Source organism: Litorerythrobacter xanthomarinus (genome assembly GCF_046254955.1).
In the GTDB taxonomy this organism is placed as follows: domain Bacteria; phylum Pseudomonadota; class Alphaproteobacteria; order Sphingomonadales; family Sphingomonadaceae; genus Qipengyuania_C.
The window spans coordinates 66,249-79,659 of record NZ_JBJXRG010000002.1 but is presented as its reverse complement, the minus strand read 5'-3'; the positions used below and the strand labels follow the sequence as shown (position 1 = coordinate 79,659).

General features: G+C 61.1%; 11 protein-coding genes and 1 riboswitch. Of the genes, 6 read left to right on the top strand and 5 right to left on the bottom strand.

Going from position 1 to position 13,411, the window contains the following annotated elements; genetic code table 11:
* Position 1 precedes the first annotated feature (1 nt).
* Positions 2-1,489, bottom strand: a complete 1,488-nt coding sequence (locus tag ACEWMW_RS09635) for an amidohydrolase family protein (RefSeq protein ID WP_409413718.1) — start codon at positions 1,487-1,489, stop codon at positions 2-4.
* Positions 1,490-1,801: 312 nt separating this feature from the next.
* Between ACEWMW_RS09635 and ACEWMW_RS09630 the strand changes: the two genes are divergently transcribed.
* Together ACEWMW_RS09630 and ACEWMW_RS09625 are read left to right on the top strand one after the other, a co-directional pair.
* A complete protein-coding gene (locus tag ACEWMW_RS09630) occupies positions 1,802-2,281 on the top strand; it encodes an Hsp20/alpha crystallin family protein (RefSeq protein WP_409413717.1) in 480 nt (159 codons plus the stop codon).
* A gap of 2 nt (positions 2,282-2,283) precedes the next feature.
* Positions 2,284-3,123, top strand: coding sequence for a lysozyme (locus ACEWMW_RS09625; protein WP_409413716.1), 840 nt, complete (start codon positions 2,284-2,286; stop codon positions 3,121-3,123).
* Here the strand turns inward: ACEWMW_RS09625 and ACEWMW_RS09620 are convergent.
* From ACEWMW_RS09620 to ACEWMW_RS09605, 4 genes are read right to left on the bottom strand one after another with little or no spacing between them, the layout of a single operon-like run.
* Positions 3,120-3,869 (bottom strand): ABC transporter ATP-binding protein, encoded by a 750-nt coding sequence (locus tag ACEWMW_RS09620; protein ID WP_409413715.1) that lies wholly within the window; start codon positions 3,867-3,869, stop codon positions 3,120-3,122. The two genes, ACEWMW_RS09625 and ACEWMW_RS09620, sit on opposite strands and share 4 nt — an antisense overlap.
* Positions 3,866-4,831, bottom strand: a complete 966-nt coding sequence (locus tag ACEWMW_RS09615; RefSeq protein ID WP_409413714.1) for a FecCD family ABC transporter permease — start codon at positions 4,829-4,831, stop codon at positions 3,866-3,868. Before ACEWMW_RS09615 ends, ACEWMW_RS09620 begins: the two co-directional genes overlap by 4 nt.
* Positions 4,828-5,658: an ABC transporter substrate-binding protein gene (locus ACEWMW_RS09610; RefSeq protein ID WP_409413713.1), complete on the bottom strand. Its 831-nt coding sequence runs from the start codon at positions 5,656-5,658 to the stop codon at positions 4,828-4,830. The genes ACEWMW_RS09615 and ACEWMW_RS09610 overlap by 4 nt, the downstream gene beginning before the upstream one ends.
* Complete coding sequence (locus ACEWMW_RS09605) at positions 5,655-7,661, bottom strand: TonB-dependent receptor plug domain-containing protein (protein ID WP_409413712.1); 2,007 nt, start codon at positions 7,659-7,661, stop codon at positions 5,655-5,657. The genes ACEWMW_RS09610 and ACEWMW_RS09605 overlap by 4 nt, the downstream gene beginning before the upstream one ends.
* Positions 7,662-7,682: 21 nt before the next feature.
* Positions 7,683-7,895, bottom strand: a riboswitch (cobalamin riboswitch).
* A gap of 135 nt (positions 7,896-8,030) precedes the next feature.
* On the opposite strand from ACEWMW_RS09605, the gene ACEWMW_RS09600 reads away from it, so the two are divergent.
* From ACEWMW_RS09600 to ACEWMW_RS09585, 4 genes are all read left to right on the top strand, one after another.
* The gene (locus tag ACEWMW_RS09600; RefSeq protein WP_409413711.1) at positions 8,031-8,339 is read left to right on the top strand and encodes a hypothetical protein; all 309 of its coding nucleotides are present in this window, start codon (positions 8,031-8,033) and stop codon (positions 8,337-8,339) included.
* 283 nt (positions 8,340-8,622) lie between these two features.
* Positions 8,623-9,585 (top strand): malate dehydrogenase, encoded by a 963-nt coding sequence (gene mdh, locus ACEWMW_RS09595; protein WP_409413710.1) that lies wholly within the window; start codon positions 8,623-8,625, stop codon positions 9,583-9,585.
* A gap of 34 nt (positions 9,586-9,619) precedes the next feature.
* A complete protein-coding gene (gene sucD, locus ACEWMW_RS09590; protein WP_409413709.1) occupies positions 9,620-10,510 on the top strand; it encodes a succinate--CoA ligase subunit alpha in 891 nt (296 codons plus the stop codon).
* Between the two features lie 36 nt (positions 10,511-10,546).
* Positions 10,547-13,408, top strand: coding sequence for a 2-oxoglutarate dehydrogenase E1 component (locus ACEWMW_RS09585; protein ID WP_409413708.1), 2,862 nt, complete (start codon positions 10,547-10,549; stop codon positions 13,406-13,408).
* Positions 13,409-13,411 lie beyond the last annotated feature (3 nt).

The following is a 13,411-nucleotide window of genomic DNA, read 5'->3' as shown; positions in this document are numbered from 1 at the left end:
TTTAAGGGCGATTACCCACCGATTTCACCATCCCATCAAGCGCTGAGCGATCATGCAGCGCGCCGTCCTTCACTACGGCTACTATCGCTTGGGTGTTGCGAATGTCATCGAGCGGGTTCGCCGCTAGCAAGACAAGATCGGCCTTCATGCCTGTCGCTATGGTGCCGCGCTCGTTTTCGATCCCGAAAAAGCGCGCCGGACCCACCGTCGCAGCCTCGAGCGCGCGAATGGGTGACACGCCATTCTCCACCATTTGCGCCAGCTCGGCATGGAGCGAGATACCCGGTGTCATGAACAGAATCGGTGCATCGGTGCCCGCCATCAGCGGGACCCCGGCCTGCTCCATCCGGGCAAGGGTTGCTCGGTTCCACTCGAAATAGCGGAGCGTCTCGGGGCTTGGCTCCTGTTTCTCGCGATCAGTGAGTTGTAGCGCTCGGGCGCGGAGTTCGAGTGGCAGCATGTTGAAAGTCTCGCGCCACTCATCGGTCAGGTACCACTGCTTTACTTGCCCAGCGTTGAGATGCGAAGTCGGCGTCTGGAACACGCCGTTGTCGGCCAGGACGGCGATCAGAGTTTCACAGGCCTGCGGATCCTGCGAGGAAAGCGCACCCTGCCTTTGTTGCCCATGAATATGGCCGCGTAGTGCACCCGCGCTTGGCACATCGGCCGCTGCGGGCCCGGCTTCAAGCATTGCCTGGCGTTCGGCCACGAGCGCCGACGAGTTAGCAGCGCATTCGAACTCAAGATTGCGAAGGTGCTGTAAGTCATCGACTCCGGCATCGATCGCCTCGGCCACCGTCATCGACAATGGGACATGAGCGGAAACAGGCAGGCCGTGCATCCTGGCCTGGTCCACGATTGCGCGAAATGTATCGGGCGCGAGCATCTCGTATGCCTTGATGAAAGCGACACCCTCCGCAGCGAGGCGATCGACCGCTGCCCTGCCTTCTTCCGGCGACGGCACTCCGATCGAGATATCCTTGAAAAATGCGCTCGAGCCATCATAGACACGCAGCTCGCCGTCGAGCAGCGGACCGGCGACAAACAGGTCTGGCGTGTCGGGCTGGCCTGCCGCCGCGCGCGCCGGGGCAAGCTTGTCGAGATGGCCGCCGGTATCACGCAAGGCCGTGATGCCGTGCGCTAGGGAAAGCGGATAGAAAGTCCGGTAATCGATATCGGGATCAAAGGTTACATGGACATGGGCATCCCATAGCCCGGGAATGAGGAACTTGCCCGACCCATTGACCCGCTTGCCGGGCTCGGCGCGATATCCGTCGCCGGCGTCCGGGCCGACTGCCACGATCTTCTCGGCCATAATCACTACGTCGACATCGCTGCGAGCACGGTTCACTGCATCGATGGCGGTAACGTCGGAAATGACCAGCGAGGCTGTCTGGAGTTCATCACCGGGAATGCTCGTGCAGGCGCTGAGGGCGAGCAGCACTCCACTCGCCGCTGCCATGGCTCGTGCCAAATTGCCTCTGCGCATTGCCTGCTCCCGTTGAATGTCGATTTGTCCGGACAAACCACATTGCACAGCGAATTGCTAGCCCTTGCAAGATCGCGTTGCGCTTGCCGTCATCGCCTAACCCGTGCCTCAGCTTCGACGAGTCGAGGAACGATAGGCCGCCTCGGCCCGTTGTATAAGTGTAAGTAAACGCGGCGCTTTTCCCGGTTCGCCCAGACAGGACGCAGGACCGGACGTAGCGCCCACAGATTTGGAGTATCCCTCATGGCATTTGGCTATGTAACACCATACAGACGACCCCTTGGACGGAGCCAGGGTAACTGGGGATCGGACATGCTTTCCGATCTCAACCGACAAATCAACCGCTTGTTCGACGACTTTTTCGATGATGACGACAACGATGAAACACGTCGCTACACGTCAAGTCGCAAGACAAGCCCGTTGATGGACATAACGAAGCAGGATCAGTCCTACCGCATGGAATTCGAACTCCCGGGCGTGAAAAAGTCCGATATCGACCTGACGGTAGATGACGGCGTCCTGACAATCGTCGGCGAGAAGAAGCGCCGCTTAAAGGATAGCGACGATAGTTGGACTGAGCGCAGCTACGGCAAGTTCGAACGTCGCATCGCGCTGCCCAAGCATGTCGACGAGGAAAAGGTCGAAGCTGATTTTGAAGACGGCGTGCTGATGATCTCGCTCCCGCTAAAGGATGCAAGCAAGCGCGGCCGCAAGATCGAACTCGGTGGCTTCACAGCCGACGAGAACCGGCTGATCGACGATGACAGTACGAAGATCGCTGAAAACGCATAATCGTGACTGATCCGAAACACCCAATGCGGCGGACCGTAGCCCGGTCCGCCGTTTCGTCTCCGCGCAAGCCAGGAACTGCGTCCACGCGGCGCCGCAAACGCGACCGCGCGCGAGAACTTCTCCAGCGTATGCAGGAACGACGGCGTAGACGCCGCACATTGCGACGAGAGCGCATCGCCAAAGGCCTGCGTACACCGCAGAAGCGCAAGAAAGTCGCGCTCGCACTTGGTGCTAGTGCGATGAGTTTCAATACCGCTGCAATCAGCGCAAGCGCCATCGCGCTGTCGAACACAGCATCGGCGCAGGAATACGTGATGCAAGACCCCACCCAGGTGCGCGTCTCCGCTTCCAAGATAAGCGCCAGCGACGATATGAAACTCGCGTTGATCGAGGAGGAAGGTATCCACCGGACGGTATACGCCGATCCAGTTGGGCTGCTAACCGTTGGCGTTGGCCACCTTGTTGCTCCGGAAGATAACCTCAGGCTCGGTCAGCACATTTCCGATGACCGCATCATCGAACTTCTTGAGCAGGATTTGGAGATCGCCGAGCAGGCAGTTCAGCGCTTGGTGGGGGATCTCACACTGTACCAGCATGAATTCGACGCGCTGGTCGATCTGGTTTTCAACGTGGGCGAAGGCAATGTCAGTCCGGAAAGAAGTCCTCGCCTCAACCAGGCGATCGCTGATCGGAATTATGAAGGCATAGCCGAACAGCTAGCCTATCATAATGCGGCCGGCGAAAGGTTGAAAGGTCTTCAGTTCCGGAGCGATCGTCGCGAAGCGATTTTCATGGAAGCGCGCTATGATAATCCGCGCGAGGCGGCTGCTTCCAGGACCTAAACGCTCAGCGCGCGCGATCCCGTCTCGCCGACCCATCGGGCTTGAACTTTCCAGACCCTCTTGAGAATGTCCTCGCTTAGCGCGGTATCCGGCGTTCCGTCCGAGGCAATCATCCCTTGGTCCAGAACCACCACCCGGTCGGCATGGTTCATCGCTATCGCAAGGTCATGCACGACCAGCACGACTCCAGTTCCGGGCCCAGCCCCTGCACGGGCCTTTTTCGTAAAAACACGGACCAGTGCCTGCTGGTGCGCCAGGTCGAGCGCAGCAAGCGGTTCGTCCGCCAAGATCCAGCGCGGTTCCCCCGCGAGCACGCGGGCCAGCAGCGCCCGCGCACGCTCGCCGCCGGAGAGCTGAGAGAGGGGACGGTCGGCAAAGGCTTCCAGATCGAGCGCGGCAATAGCGCTATCGACCGGCTCGGCAGCGCCATCGCGATGCGGCATCCGGCCCAGTGCAACGAGATTGCGCACCGAGACATCCCACGCCACTTCGCCATCCTGTGGCAAATAGCCAATGGCCTTGGCGCGCTCTCTTGGGTGCATTTTCGCGACGCTTTCGCCTTCGAGAAGCACTGAACCCTGAGCCGCGCCTTCGAGGCTGGCGAGCGCGCTGAGCAAGGTCGACTTGCCCGCTCCATTGGGGCCGCAAATCGCCGTGATCCGCTCCGGCTCAAGCTCTAGGTCGAGTGGGCCGAGGATGCGCTTGCCCTGTTTCTCGACCAGCAGGTTTTCGACCCTGAGCATCATGCCAGCCCCCTGCGCATACGGATGAGGAGCGCAAGGAAGAACGGCGCACCGATCAGGCTCAGCGCAATGCCCAGCCGCAATTCGGTCACCAAAGGCAGCACGCGCACCAGCATATCGGCAAGGAGAAGCAAAAGTCCGCCCGCAAACGCGCTCGGCAAGATCAGGCTCGACGGCCTGCGATCGGTGAAGGGACGCACAAGGTGCGGCACAATCAGGCCGACGAAGCCAATGATACCGGCCACCGCGACGCCGCTGCCCACAGTCAGCCCGGTCCCGACAATCAGCAATGCCATAAGCACGCCTGGACTCACACCGAGCGAACGGCCGGCTTTCTCGCCCAGCATCATCGCATCGAGCGCCGGTCCGGCGGCATATAGCACCGCGATTCCCGCCAATGTTAGCGGTGCGGCTATCCACACGTCACTCCAGCCGCGATCGGTCAGCGCGCCCATCAGCCATGTCACGATCTCGCTCATGGCGAAGGCATTGGGCGCGAGGCTGATGATCAGGCTGGTGAGCGCCCCGGCCAGGCTGGCGACCATCAATCCGGCCAGGGTGAAGAGCGCGATACCTCCTGTCCGCCCTGCAATCATGGCAAGCAGCGCCATCGCCCCGCCGGCTCCGAACAGGGCGAAGACGGGCAACGCGGTGGCAGGATCGACAGGCCAGCCTTGCGCAGCAAGAAAGAGCGTGAAAACCGCACCCAGCGCCGCACCTGGAGCAATCCCGAACAAGCCCGGATCGGCCAGTGGATTGCGCAAATAGCCCTGCATCGCCGCGCCTGCGGCGCCCAATCCTGCACCGACCAGCAAGGCCAGCACAGCCCGCGGCAGCCGCAGCTCCATCAGGATCAACACGGCGTTGGGCGTGGTGACCGGGTCGATCCACACCCGCCCAGCGAGCAACGACAGCGGCACGGCTATCGTTATCAGGACAAGAAGCAGCAAGACCGGGCGCGTCATGTTTCCCGCCCTCTGATTTCAGCCAGCCGCTCGGCCGCGCGGATTATCGATGGCCCACCGCAATAGAGCAGCGAAGAATCAAAATGCGCCAGCTCCATGCCCTCGATTTCTTCAAGCGCCTTATGCCTTTGCCCGCGAGTTGCTCCCGCGAGTATGAGGATGTCGGGCGGATCAGTGAGCACCATTTCCAGCGGCAGATATCCGCCCTGCCCCAGATCGCGCACAGCGGGATGGATCGCAAAGCCTGCGTCGCGCAGAAGCTGGCTCACCAACGCGTCCTCGCCGCCGACAAGTCCGCCTGGTTGCCACAGGATCGCCGTCGGCTGGCCTGCAGACGCATTCTCACGAAGATCGTAAAGTGCGTTGTCAATGCGGGAGATCAACTCTCCGCCTTTGTCCGGCACGCCCAGCAAATCGGCCATGCGGCGAACCTGGTCTCGCGAGGCTTCGATATCCGAGGTGATATCGAACACCTCGACACGGATGCCTAGCGCCTCGAGCGCGCGTTTCGTGGAAGGTTGCAGGAAGGTATCGGCAATGACGATATCGGGATCGAATGCCAGCACTTCCTCTACCGTTCCGCCTGTGATGGCGAACTGCCTTGCCAGCTGAGGGTCGATCGAGCTGGCCGAGGGATCGTGACTATAATGCGATAGCGCCAGCAACTGGGAGGGCTCGGCCAGCTCCGCCGCGATCGCATCGGTGCAGGGGTTGAGGCTGACTATGGTGGGCCGCTCTCCCTCACCCCGAACGCCAGCAGCCTGCTCGCTCGAGCAAGCCCCCAACGCGAGGACTGACACAAGAATAGGGGCGAGCGCGATTTTCACACCTTCACCCGCACCCCGACGAACACAGCCCGGTCGCGCGAGTTGTAGCCCGCTGCTGTCTGGTAATCGGTATCGAACAGGTTCTCGGCCCGTCCGAAAATCTCGAACTTCTCGCCGATTGCCTTACTCGCGCGCAGCGTCACCACCTGGTAGCCATCAAGCCGGGTGAAATTGCCCGCATCGTCGAAACTGTCACCGACCATACGCAAGTCCGCCCCCAGCCCGATCCCTGCCGGACCTTGCCAGTCGACCGAAGCCGTCAACGCATGCCTGGGCCGGCGCGCCAAATCGTTTCCTTCGTTGAACGCACCGGCAGTGCGGTTTTCTGCATCGACATGGCTGTAGACCGCCATTGCCGAAAAGCGCTCGCTCACTTTCGCGCCCAGCTCCACTTCGAAGCCCTGCGCACGCGCCTTGGCGACATTATTGTAGGTGCCGAACGGGCGATCGGTGCAGATTGGATTGCTCGACCCGAAGCACGAAACGAATTCGATCAGGTCATTGCTGTCGCGGCGGAACAGAGTGACTGCGGCATGAAGTGGGCCACCTCGTGTCCCATGCTCGATTGCAATGTCATAGCTGCGACTGCGCTCGGGCTGGAGGAGCTCGTTGCCGAAATCGGAGAACAGCTGGAACAGTGTCGGCACCTTGAAACCCTCGCCCGACGACGCGCGAATGCGCCAGCCATCGCCGAAAGCGTAGCTGATATCCGCGCCAAGGCTCGTCGCGCCACCGAAACGTTGGTGATCGTCCTGTCGCACGCCAATATGCGCGTTGAAGCCGCCGGAGGATATCCCGACCTGGCCGTAGGCTCCGGCGATGCGGGTCGTGTGGCGGGCGTCGAAATTGGTCTCAAAGGCATGCCATTCGTATTCACCGCCGAAGGCCAGAGAAATCACTTCGCTTGCCTGCAGGTTGCCGCGCAGGTCCACCCGGTCAAGGTGACCGTCGCTAACAAAACCTGGATCGGCACCAAAAAGCGGGTTGAAGTTCGCGCGCTCGGTGTCCGAGAAAGAATAGCTGGCGATCAGGTCTAGTCCGTCGCCACCGTAGGACAGCCCCGCCGCACCCGAGTACTGGTCGGTATCCTGGAACTCGTCGGTATCCGACAGGGTAAATGTCGGGAACGGGAAACCGTCGATTTCCAAATCACCCTCGGCATAGCGTCCGCTGGCGAAAGCTTCGAGCGTTGGCGTAAGGCGGATGTTTCCGCGCGCCGAAACCGACCATTGCTCGAATCCGTCCGGTTCGGTGCCGCGGGCAGCAGCCGAGAACCCGTCGGTGCGGAAGTATCCACCTGACACGCCAAGGAATGCGTCTGCATCGCCGATCCCGCCGGATGCCGTGGCGAACAGCGTATCGTCGCTGCCATATTCAACGCTTGCAGAAGCACCATCCTCCCGCCGCGTCGTGACGTTCATCACGCCGCCCAGCGCGTCGGCGCCCCACACCGTGCTGTTGGCACCGCGCAGCAAGTCAATCTTCTCGATAATACCGGTGAGCAAGTTGCCGAAATCGAACCCGCCGCCGGGCGCAGCCTGGTCATTGACCGGTACGCCGTCGATCATCGCCAGCAGCTGCTCGGCCTCCGCGCCGCGAATGCGCAAACCGGTGAAGCCGCCAACGCCGCCATTGCGACTGAAGGTCACCCCCGGCGCGCGTTCGAGCACGCGGGTAAGGTCTGCGCCTTGCAGGTCTTCGATTTCCTTGCGGCTGATAACCGTGACCGGCTGGCCGGTATCACTGACAAATGTCTCATCGCCTGTGGCCGTGACGGTTATCGTCCCGATCCGCGTTCCGGCAATCGAACAGCAGCCGCCGCCCCAACCATCGGGAAACTGCTCGTCTTCGGTTAGCTCTTCCTGAGCAAGCGCAGGGTGCGCCCATAAGACAGCGGCAGAACTCAGTAGCAATAGGTGTTTACGCATATGCATCTCCATCATGAACGAAATGCCGTCCATGACGGGATGCGCAGCTTCAGGGCCGCGTACCCACGTTTGCATCCGGTAACACCCCGCCCGGCTGCGGAACGACCGACGCGGGCAGGTCTCCTGGCTCCCGGATCATCGCGGTGCACCCCGCCTTCCCACATCAGGCCGAAGCCGATGCAGTGGCAGTTGGAGCGCCCACTCCCCGGTCACAGTTGCGGGGGCAGCGGAAGAATCCGGGGCAACGCCCCTTCACTTCCTTCCCTCTTAGGCCCGGTCTCCCGGACAACCCGTGACGTGGCGCGCGGTATAGTGCCGGGTAAATCCCGGAGCAAGCTGCAACAACAAGTTAACAGGCGTGAAACCCTAAGCGCGAACCCGGTTTTAGCGGATGTTCGCTATAAGCTTTCCTACTGAAGCCCCCGGATCGCAGGAATAACGAAAATGACAGTCCGTATTGCCGCCGCCCGCACTGCGGCGACTTCTCCGCTCGCGCGCCATCTCGTCAAAGGAGAGGCGCGGCATGCCGATAACGACTTGCCTCGCGGCAGCGCCGAGACGATCAACGCCATCACCACCTCAGCACTTCGGCATTTTGCCGAATATGGCCTTCGTGCCGCCAGCGAGGCACGAGCCCGAGCCGAAAGCGCCCTCGCGAAAGGTGATGGGTCCCAATTCGAGCACTGGCTGGGTATCTGCCGCGCGCTCGACCGTGAGCAAGCAACCGAACTGGCAAAAGTCGCTCAGCGCTAAAGCGACCCGCCCTTGCGCCCAGTCGCAGGAACAATTCTTCGCATCGACCGTCTAATATTGTGACCGCCCGGGTCGCACCGATCGTTCTTCCAATCCATTATTGCTATTGCGAACTATTTGCAAAGATAGTTCGGTGAATTGCCGGGATTCGGGTTGCAATAGCCCCTGAGCGGGCCTAGGCGCAGCAACGAATGCCGGGTGTAACCCCCTGCGGGACGTAGGGTAACACCATTTTCGGCCTGGATTTACTGTCCCGCAAGGCTCGGAAGGACCCTAAGCGCACATGGCCCGCAACAAAATTGCCCTCGTTGGCGCCGGAATGATCGGCGGCACCCTCGCCCACCTCGCAGCGATGAAAGAGATGGGCGACGTCGTCCTGTTCGATATCGCTGAGGGCATGCCCGCCGGCAAGGCGCTGGACCTCTCACAGGCCGGCCCGGTCGAAGGCTTTGACGCGAACCTCAAGGGCACAAGCGACTATGCCGATATCGCAGGCGCGGATGTCGTGATCGTTACCGCCGGAGTGCCGCGCAAGCCGGGCATGAGCCGCGACGACCTGCTCGGCATCAACCTCAAGGTGATGAAAGCGGTCGGCGAAGGCATCAAGGCCAACTGCCCCGATGCGTTCGTGATCTGCATCACCAATCCGCTCGACGCGATGGTATGGGCGCTGCGTGAATTCTCCGGCCTCCCACACAACAAGGTCGTCGGCATGGCAGGCGTGCTGGATAGCGCGCGCTTCCGTCATTTCCTCGCCGACGAGTTTGACGTGTCAATGGAAGACGTAACTGCATTCGTGCTCGGCGGCCATGGCGATACCATGGTTCCAATCCTCGAATACTCCACCGTTGCTGGCATTCCTGTGCCGGATCTCATCAAGATGGGTTGGTCGACACAAGAAAAGATGGACGCGATCGTGGACCGCACCCGCAAGGGCGGCGGCGAGATCGTCGCCCTGCTCGGCAATGGCTCGGCCTATTATGCGCCGGCGACCAGCGCTATCCAGATGGCCGAGGCCTATCTCAAGGATAAGAAGCGCGTTCTGCCCTGCGCCGCCTATCTCGAAGGGCAGTATGGCGTGGATGGGCTCTATGTCGGCGTCCCGATTGTGATCGGTGCAAACGGCGTGGAGCGCATTGTCGAGATTGAACTCGACGACACCGCCAAGGCTGGCTTCCAGGTCAGCGTCGATGCAGTCGAAGAACTGCTCGAGGCGTGCAAGGGCCTCGACAGCTCACTCGCCTAAGCCTCCATCCCAAACCGAACTGGGAGAGTAATTAATGTCCATCCTCGTAGACAAGAATACCAAGGTCATCACCCAGGGCATGACGGGTGATACCGGCACCTTCCACACCCAGCAGGCGCTCGATTACGGGACGCAGATGGTTGCGGGCGTCACGCCCGGCAAAGGCGGCACTACGCATATCGGCCTGCCCAATTTCGACACCGTGCGCGAAGCCAAGGCCGAAACCGGCGCGACTGCGACCTGCATTTACGTCCCCCCGCCCTTCGCAGCCGACGCGATTTGCGAGGCGATCGATGCCGAAATGGAACTGATCGTAGCGATTACCGAAGGCATTCCAGTGCTCGACATGGTCAAGGTCAAAGCAGCGCTCGAAGGCTCGAAATCGCGCCTGATCGGCCCCAATTGCCCCGGCGTCCTCACCCCGGAAGAATGCAAGATCGGCATCATGCCGGGCAGCATCTTCCAGAAAGGTAGCGTCGGCGTGGTCTCACGCTCGGGCACGCTCACCTATGAGGCCGTGCACCAGACCACTATGGTCGGCCTCGGCCAGACCACCGCAGTCGGCATCGGCGGCGACCCGGTCAACGGCACCAATTTCATCGATGTGCTCGACATGTTCCTCGATGATCCCGAAACCAAGTCGATCATCATGATCGGCGAGATTGGCGGCAGCGCCGAGGAAGAAGCCGCCGAGTTCATCAAAGAACAGGCCGCGCTCGGCCGGCGCAAACCGATGGTCGGCTTCATCGCCGGAAAAACCGCGCCTCCGGGCCGCCGCATGGGCCATGCCGGTGCGATCGTATCGGGCGGGCAAGGCGGCGCGGATGACAAGATCGCCGCGATGGAAGCAGCGGGTATCCGTGTCTCACCTTCGCCCAGCGAGCTGGGCACCACGCTCGACGCGATGCTCAAGGAACACGCCTGATCACCACCGCACGCTTCCTCCCCAAGGAGTGCCGAAATGGGTAACGAAAGCCACGATTTTCTTCCCGAATTGAGCGATCAGGAAGGGCCGCAACCCGGCCCCTCCTGGGCCAATCCACGCTGGCTGAGCGAAGTCGTAGGATCGGGTGCCGATCTCACCGATGCGCTCGACCCGACAGCGATGAAGCTCGCCGTCAAGGCCGCGGCCGACAAGGCGGGCAAGACGCTCGATCCCAAAGCGATCGAGGAAGCCGCCAACAACTCGATCAAGGCCATGATGCTGGTGCGGCTCTACCGCGTACGCGGGCACATGGCGGCCGATCTCGACCCACTTGGCCTGCACAACCGTGAAGATCCCGAAGATCTCACGCTCAGGTTCCATGGCTTCGAAGGTCAGGAGAGCCAGGAAGTCTTTGTCGGCGGTGTTCTCGGTCTCGAATGGACCACAGTGGGGGAACTGCACCAGACCTTGCGCGCGACCTATTGCGGCAAGGTTGGCCTTGAATACATGCACATCGCCGATACCGAAGAGCGGCGCTTCCTGCAGGACAAGTTTGAGAGCCCCGGCGAAACGATACAGTTTACCGACGAAGGCAAGCGCGCGATCCTGCAAGCCGTGATCCGCGGCGAGCAGTACGAAGCGTTTCTCGGCAAGAAATACGTCGGTACCAAGCGCTTCGGGCTCGATGGCGGGGAATCTATGATCCCTGCGCTCGAAGCGGTGATCAAGTATGGCGGCTCGCTCGGCGTGCGCGAGATCATCTATGGCATGGCCCACCGCGGGCGGCTCAACGTGCTCGCGAACGTCATGGGCAAACCCTACAAGGTGATCTTCCACGAATTCTCCGGCGGATCGGCAAATCCCGACGATGTCGGCGGTTCGGGCGATGTGAAATACCACCTTGGCACCAGTACCGACCGCGATTTCGACGGGATCGAGGTGCATATGAGCCTCGTCCCTAACCCTTCGCATCTCGAAGCGGTCAATCCGGTGGTGCTCGGCAAGACCCGCGCGCAGCAAGCTATCCGCGACGATCTATCAAAGCACGAGCAGGTCCTGCCAGTGCTGATCCACGGCGATGCCGCGTTCGCCGGGCAAGGCGTAGTGTGGGAGAGCCTCTCGCTTTCCGGCGTGCAGGGTTACGATACCGGCGGCTGCCTGCACTTTATCATCAACAATCAGATCGGCTTCACTACCAGCCCGAAGTTCGCTCGTAACTCGCCTTACCCGTCTGACGTCGCCAAAGGCGTCATGGCGCCGATCCTCCACGTCAATGGCGATGATCCCGAAGCGGTGACATTCGCGTGCAAGCTCGCAGTCGAATACCGTCAGACCTTCGGACGCGACATCGTGATCGACATGTGGTGCTATCGCCGCTTCGGGCACAATGAAGGCGACGAACCGAAATTCACCCAGCCGCTGATGTATGACGAGATCCGCTCGCACCCCAAGGTAAGCGTGGTCTATTCACAGCGGCTTGAAGACGAAGGCGTGATAGCGAAGGATGGCGCCAAGGCGCTGGCCGACGAATTCACGCAGCTGCTCGAAGAAGAATTCGAAGCGGCCAAGAGCTACAAACCCAACGAGGCCGACTGGTTCGGTGGCCGCTGGGCCGGTCTCAACAAGCCGGTCGATCCCGAGAACGCCCGCCGCAATGTCGAAACTGCGATCGAGCCCAAGCTGTTCGAAAGCCTGGGCCGCACGCTCACCACGGTTCCCGACGACATCACGATCCACAAGACTTTGGGCCGTGTGCTCAAGGCCAAGGAAGAGATGTTCGAAACCGGCGATGGGTTTGACTGGGCCACCGCAGAGGCACTCGCTTTCGGGAGCCTTGTAACCGAAGGCTTTGGCGTACGCCTGTCGGGCCAGGATTCAGGGCGCGGTACTTTCAGTCAGCGCCATGCGGTGTGGGTCGACCAGAAGGACGAGCACAAATACATCCCGCTGGTGCATCTCCCGCACGGCAAATTCGAAGTCTACGATTCTACGCTCTCGGAATACGGCGTGCTTGGTTTCGAATACGGCTTCGCGATGGCCGATCCAAAGACGCTGGTGCTTTGGGAAGCGCAGTTCGGCGATTTCGCCAACGGCGCTCAAATCATGATCGACCAGTTCATTGCCTCAGGCGAGGTAAAGTGGCTGCGCGCCAACGGCCTCGTGTTGTTGCTGCCGCATGGCTATGAAGGCCAGGGGCCGGAGCATAGCTCAGCGCGGCTCGAGCGCTTCCTGCAGCTTTGCGCCAATGATAACATCCAGGTCTGCAATATCACCACACCGGCGAATTACTTCCACGTGCTGCGCCGCCAAATGCTGCGCCCATTCCGCAAGCCGCTCGTCATCATGACGCCCAAAAGCCTGCTGCGGCATCCGCTGGCGAAGTCGTCTGCCGACGAGTTCCAGGGCGAAAACCACTTCATGCGGATCAAGTCCGACATGAAGGAGATTCCTGACAAGAACGTGCGCCGCCTCGTGCTTTGTTCCGGCAAGGTCGCTTACGACCTGATGGAAAAGCGCGACGAGCAAGAACTCGAAGACGTCTCGATCGTTCGCATCGAACAGCTGTATCCTTTCCCCGGCGAGCCGCTGGCCAAGCGCATCGCGCGCATGACCAATCTCGAAGAGATTGTCTGGTGCCAGGAAGAGGGCAAGAACAACGGCGCGTGGTTCTTCGTCGATCGCCTGATCGAGGAAGCCGCCGAAGCAGTTGGCAAGAAGGGCATGCGCCCGATCTATGCCGGCCGCGAGGAAGCCGCATCGCCGGCAACCGGTTTTGCCGCGAGGCACCAGGCTCAGCAGGACGCTCTCGTCCAGATCGCGCTCGGCACCGCCGATGGCGGCAAGGCCATACGCGCGCTGAAGAAACGCAAACCCAGTCACAACAAGAAGAAGGTCTGAGGA

Bases quoted from the DNA above. Each gene is read 5' to 3' on its own strand.
- ACEWMW_RS09605 (WP_409413712.1), bottom strand. From the start codon at position 7,661: ATGCAAACGTGGGTACGCGGCCCTGAAGCTGCGCATCCCGTCATGGAC.
- ACEWMW_RS09585 (WP_409413708.1), top strand. From the start codon at position 10,547: ATGGGTAACGAAAGCCACGATTTTCTTCCCGAATTGAGCGATCAGGAA.
- ACEWMW_RS09615 (WP_409413714.1), bottom strand. From the start codon at position 4,831: ATGACGCGCCCGGTCTTGCTGCTTCTTGTCCTGATAACGATAGCCGTG.
- ACEWMW_RS09630 (WP_409413717.1), top strand. From the start codon at position 1,802: ATGCTTTCCGATCTCAACCGACAAATCAACCGCTTGTTCGACGACTTT.
- mdh (WP_409413710.1), top strand. From the start codon at position 8,623: ATGGCCCGCAACAAAATTGCCCTCGTTGGCGCCGGAATGATCGGCGGC.
- ACEWMW_RS09620 (WP_409413715.1), bottom strand. From the start codon at position 3,869: ATGATGCTCAGGGTCGAAAACCTGCTGGTCGAGAAACAGGGCAAGCGC.
- ACEWMW_RS09635 (WP_409413718.1), bottom strand. From the start codon at position 1,489: ATGCGCAGAGGCAATTTGGCACGAGCCATGGCAGCGGCGAGTGGAGTG.
- sucD (WP_409413709.1), top strand. From the start codon at position 9,620: ATGTCCATCCTCGTAGACAAGAATACCAAGGTCATCACCCAGGGCATG.
- ACEWMW_RS09600 (WP_409413711.1), top strand. From the start codon at position 8,031: ATGACAGTCCGTATTGCCGCCGCCCGCACTGCGGCGACTTCTCCGCTC.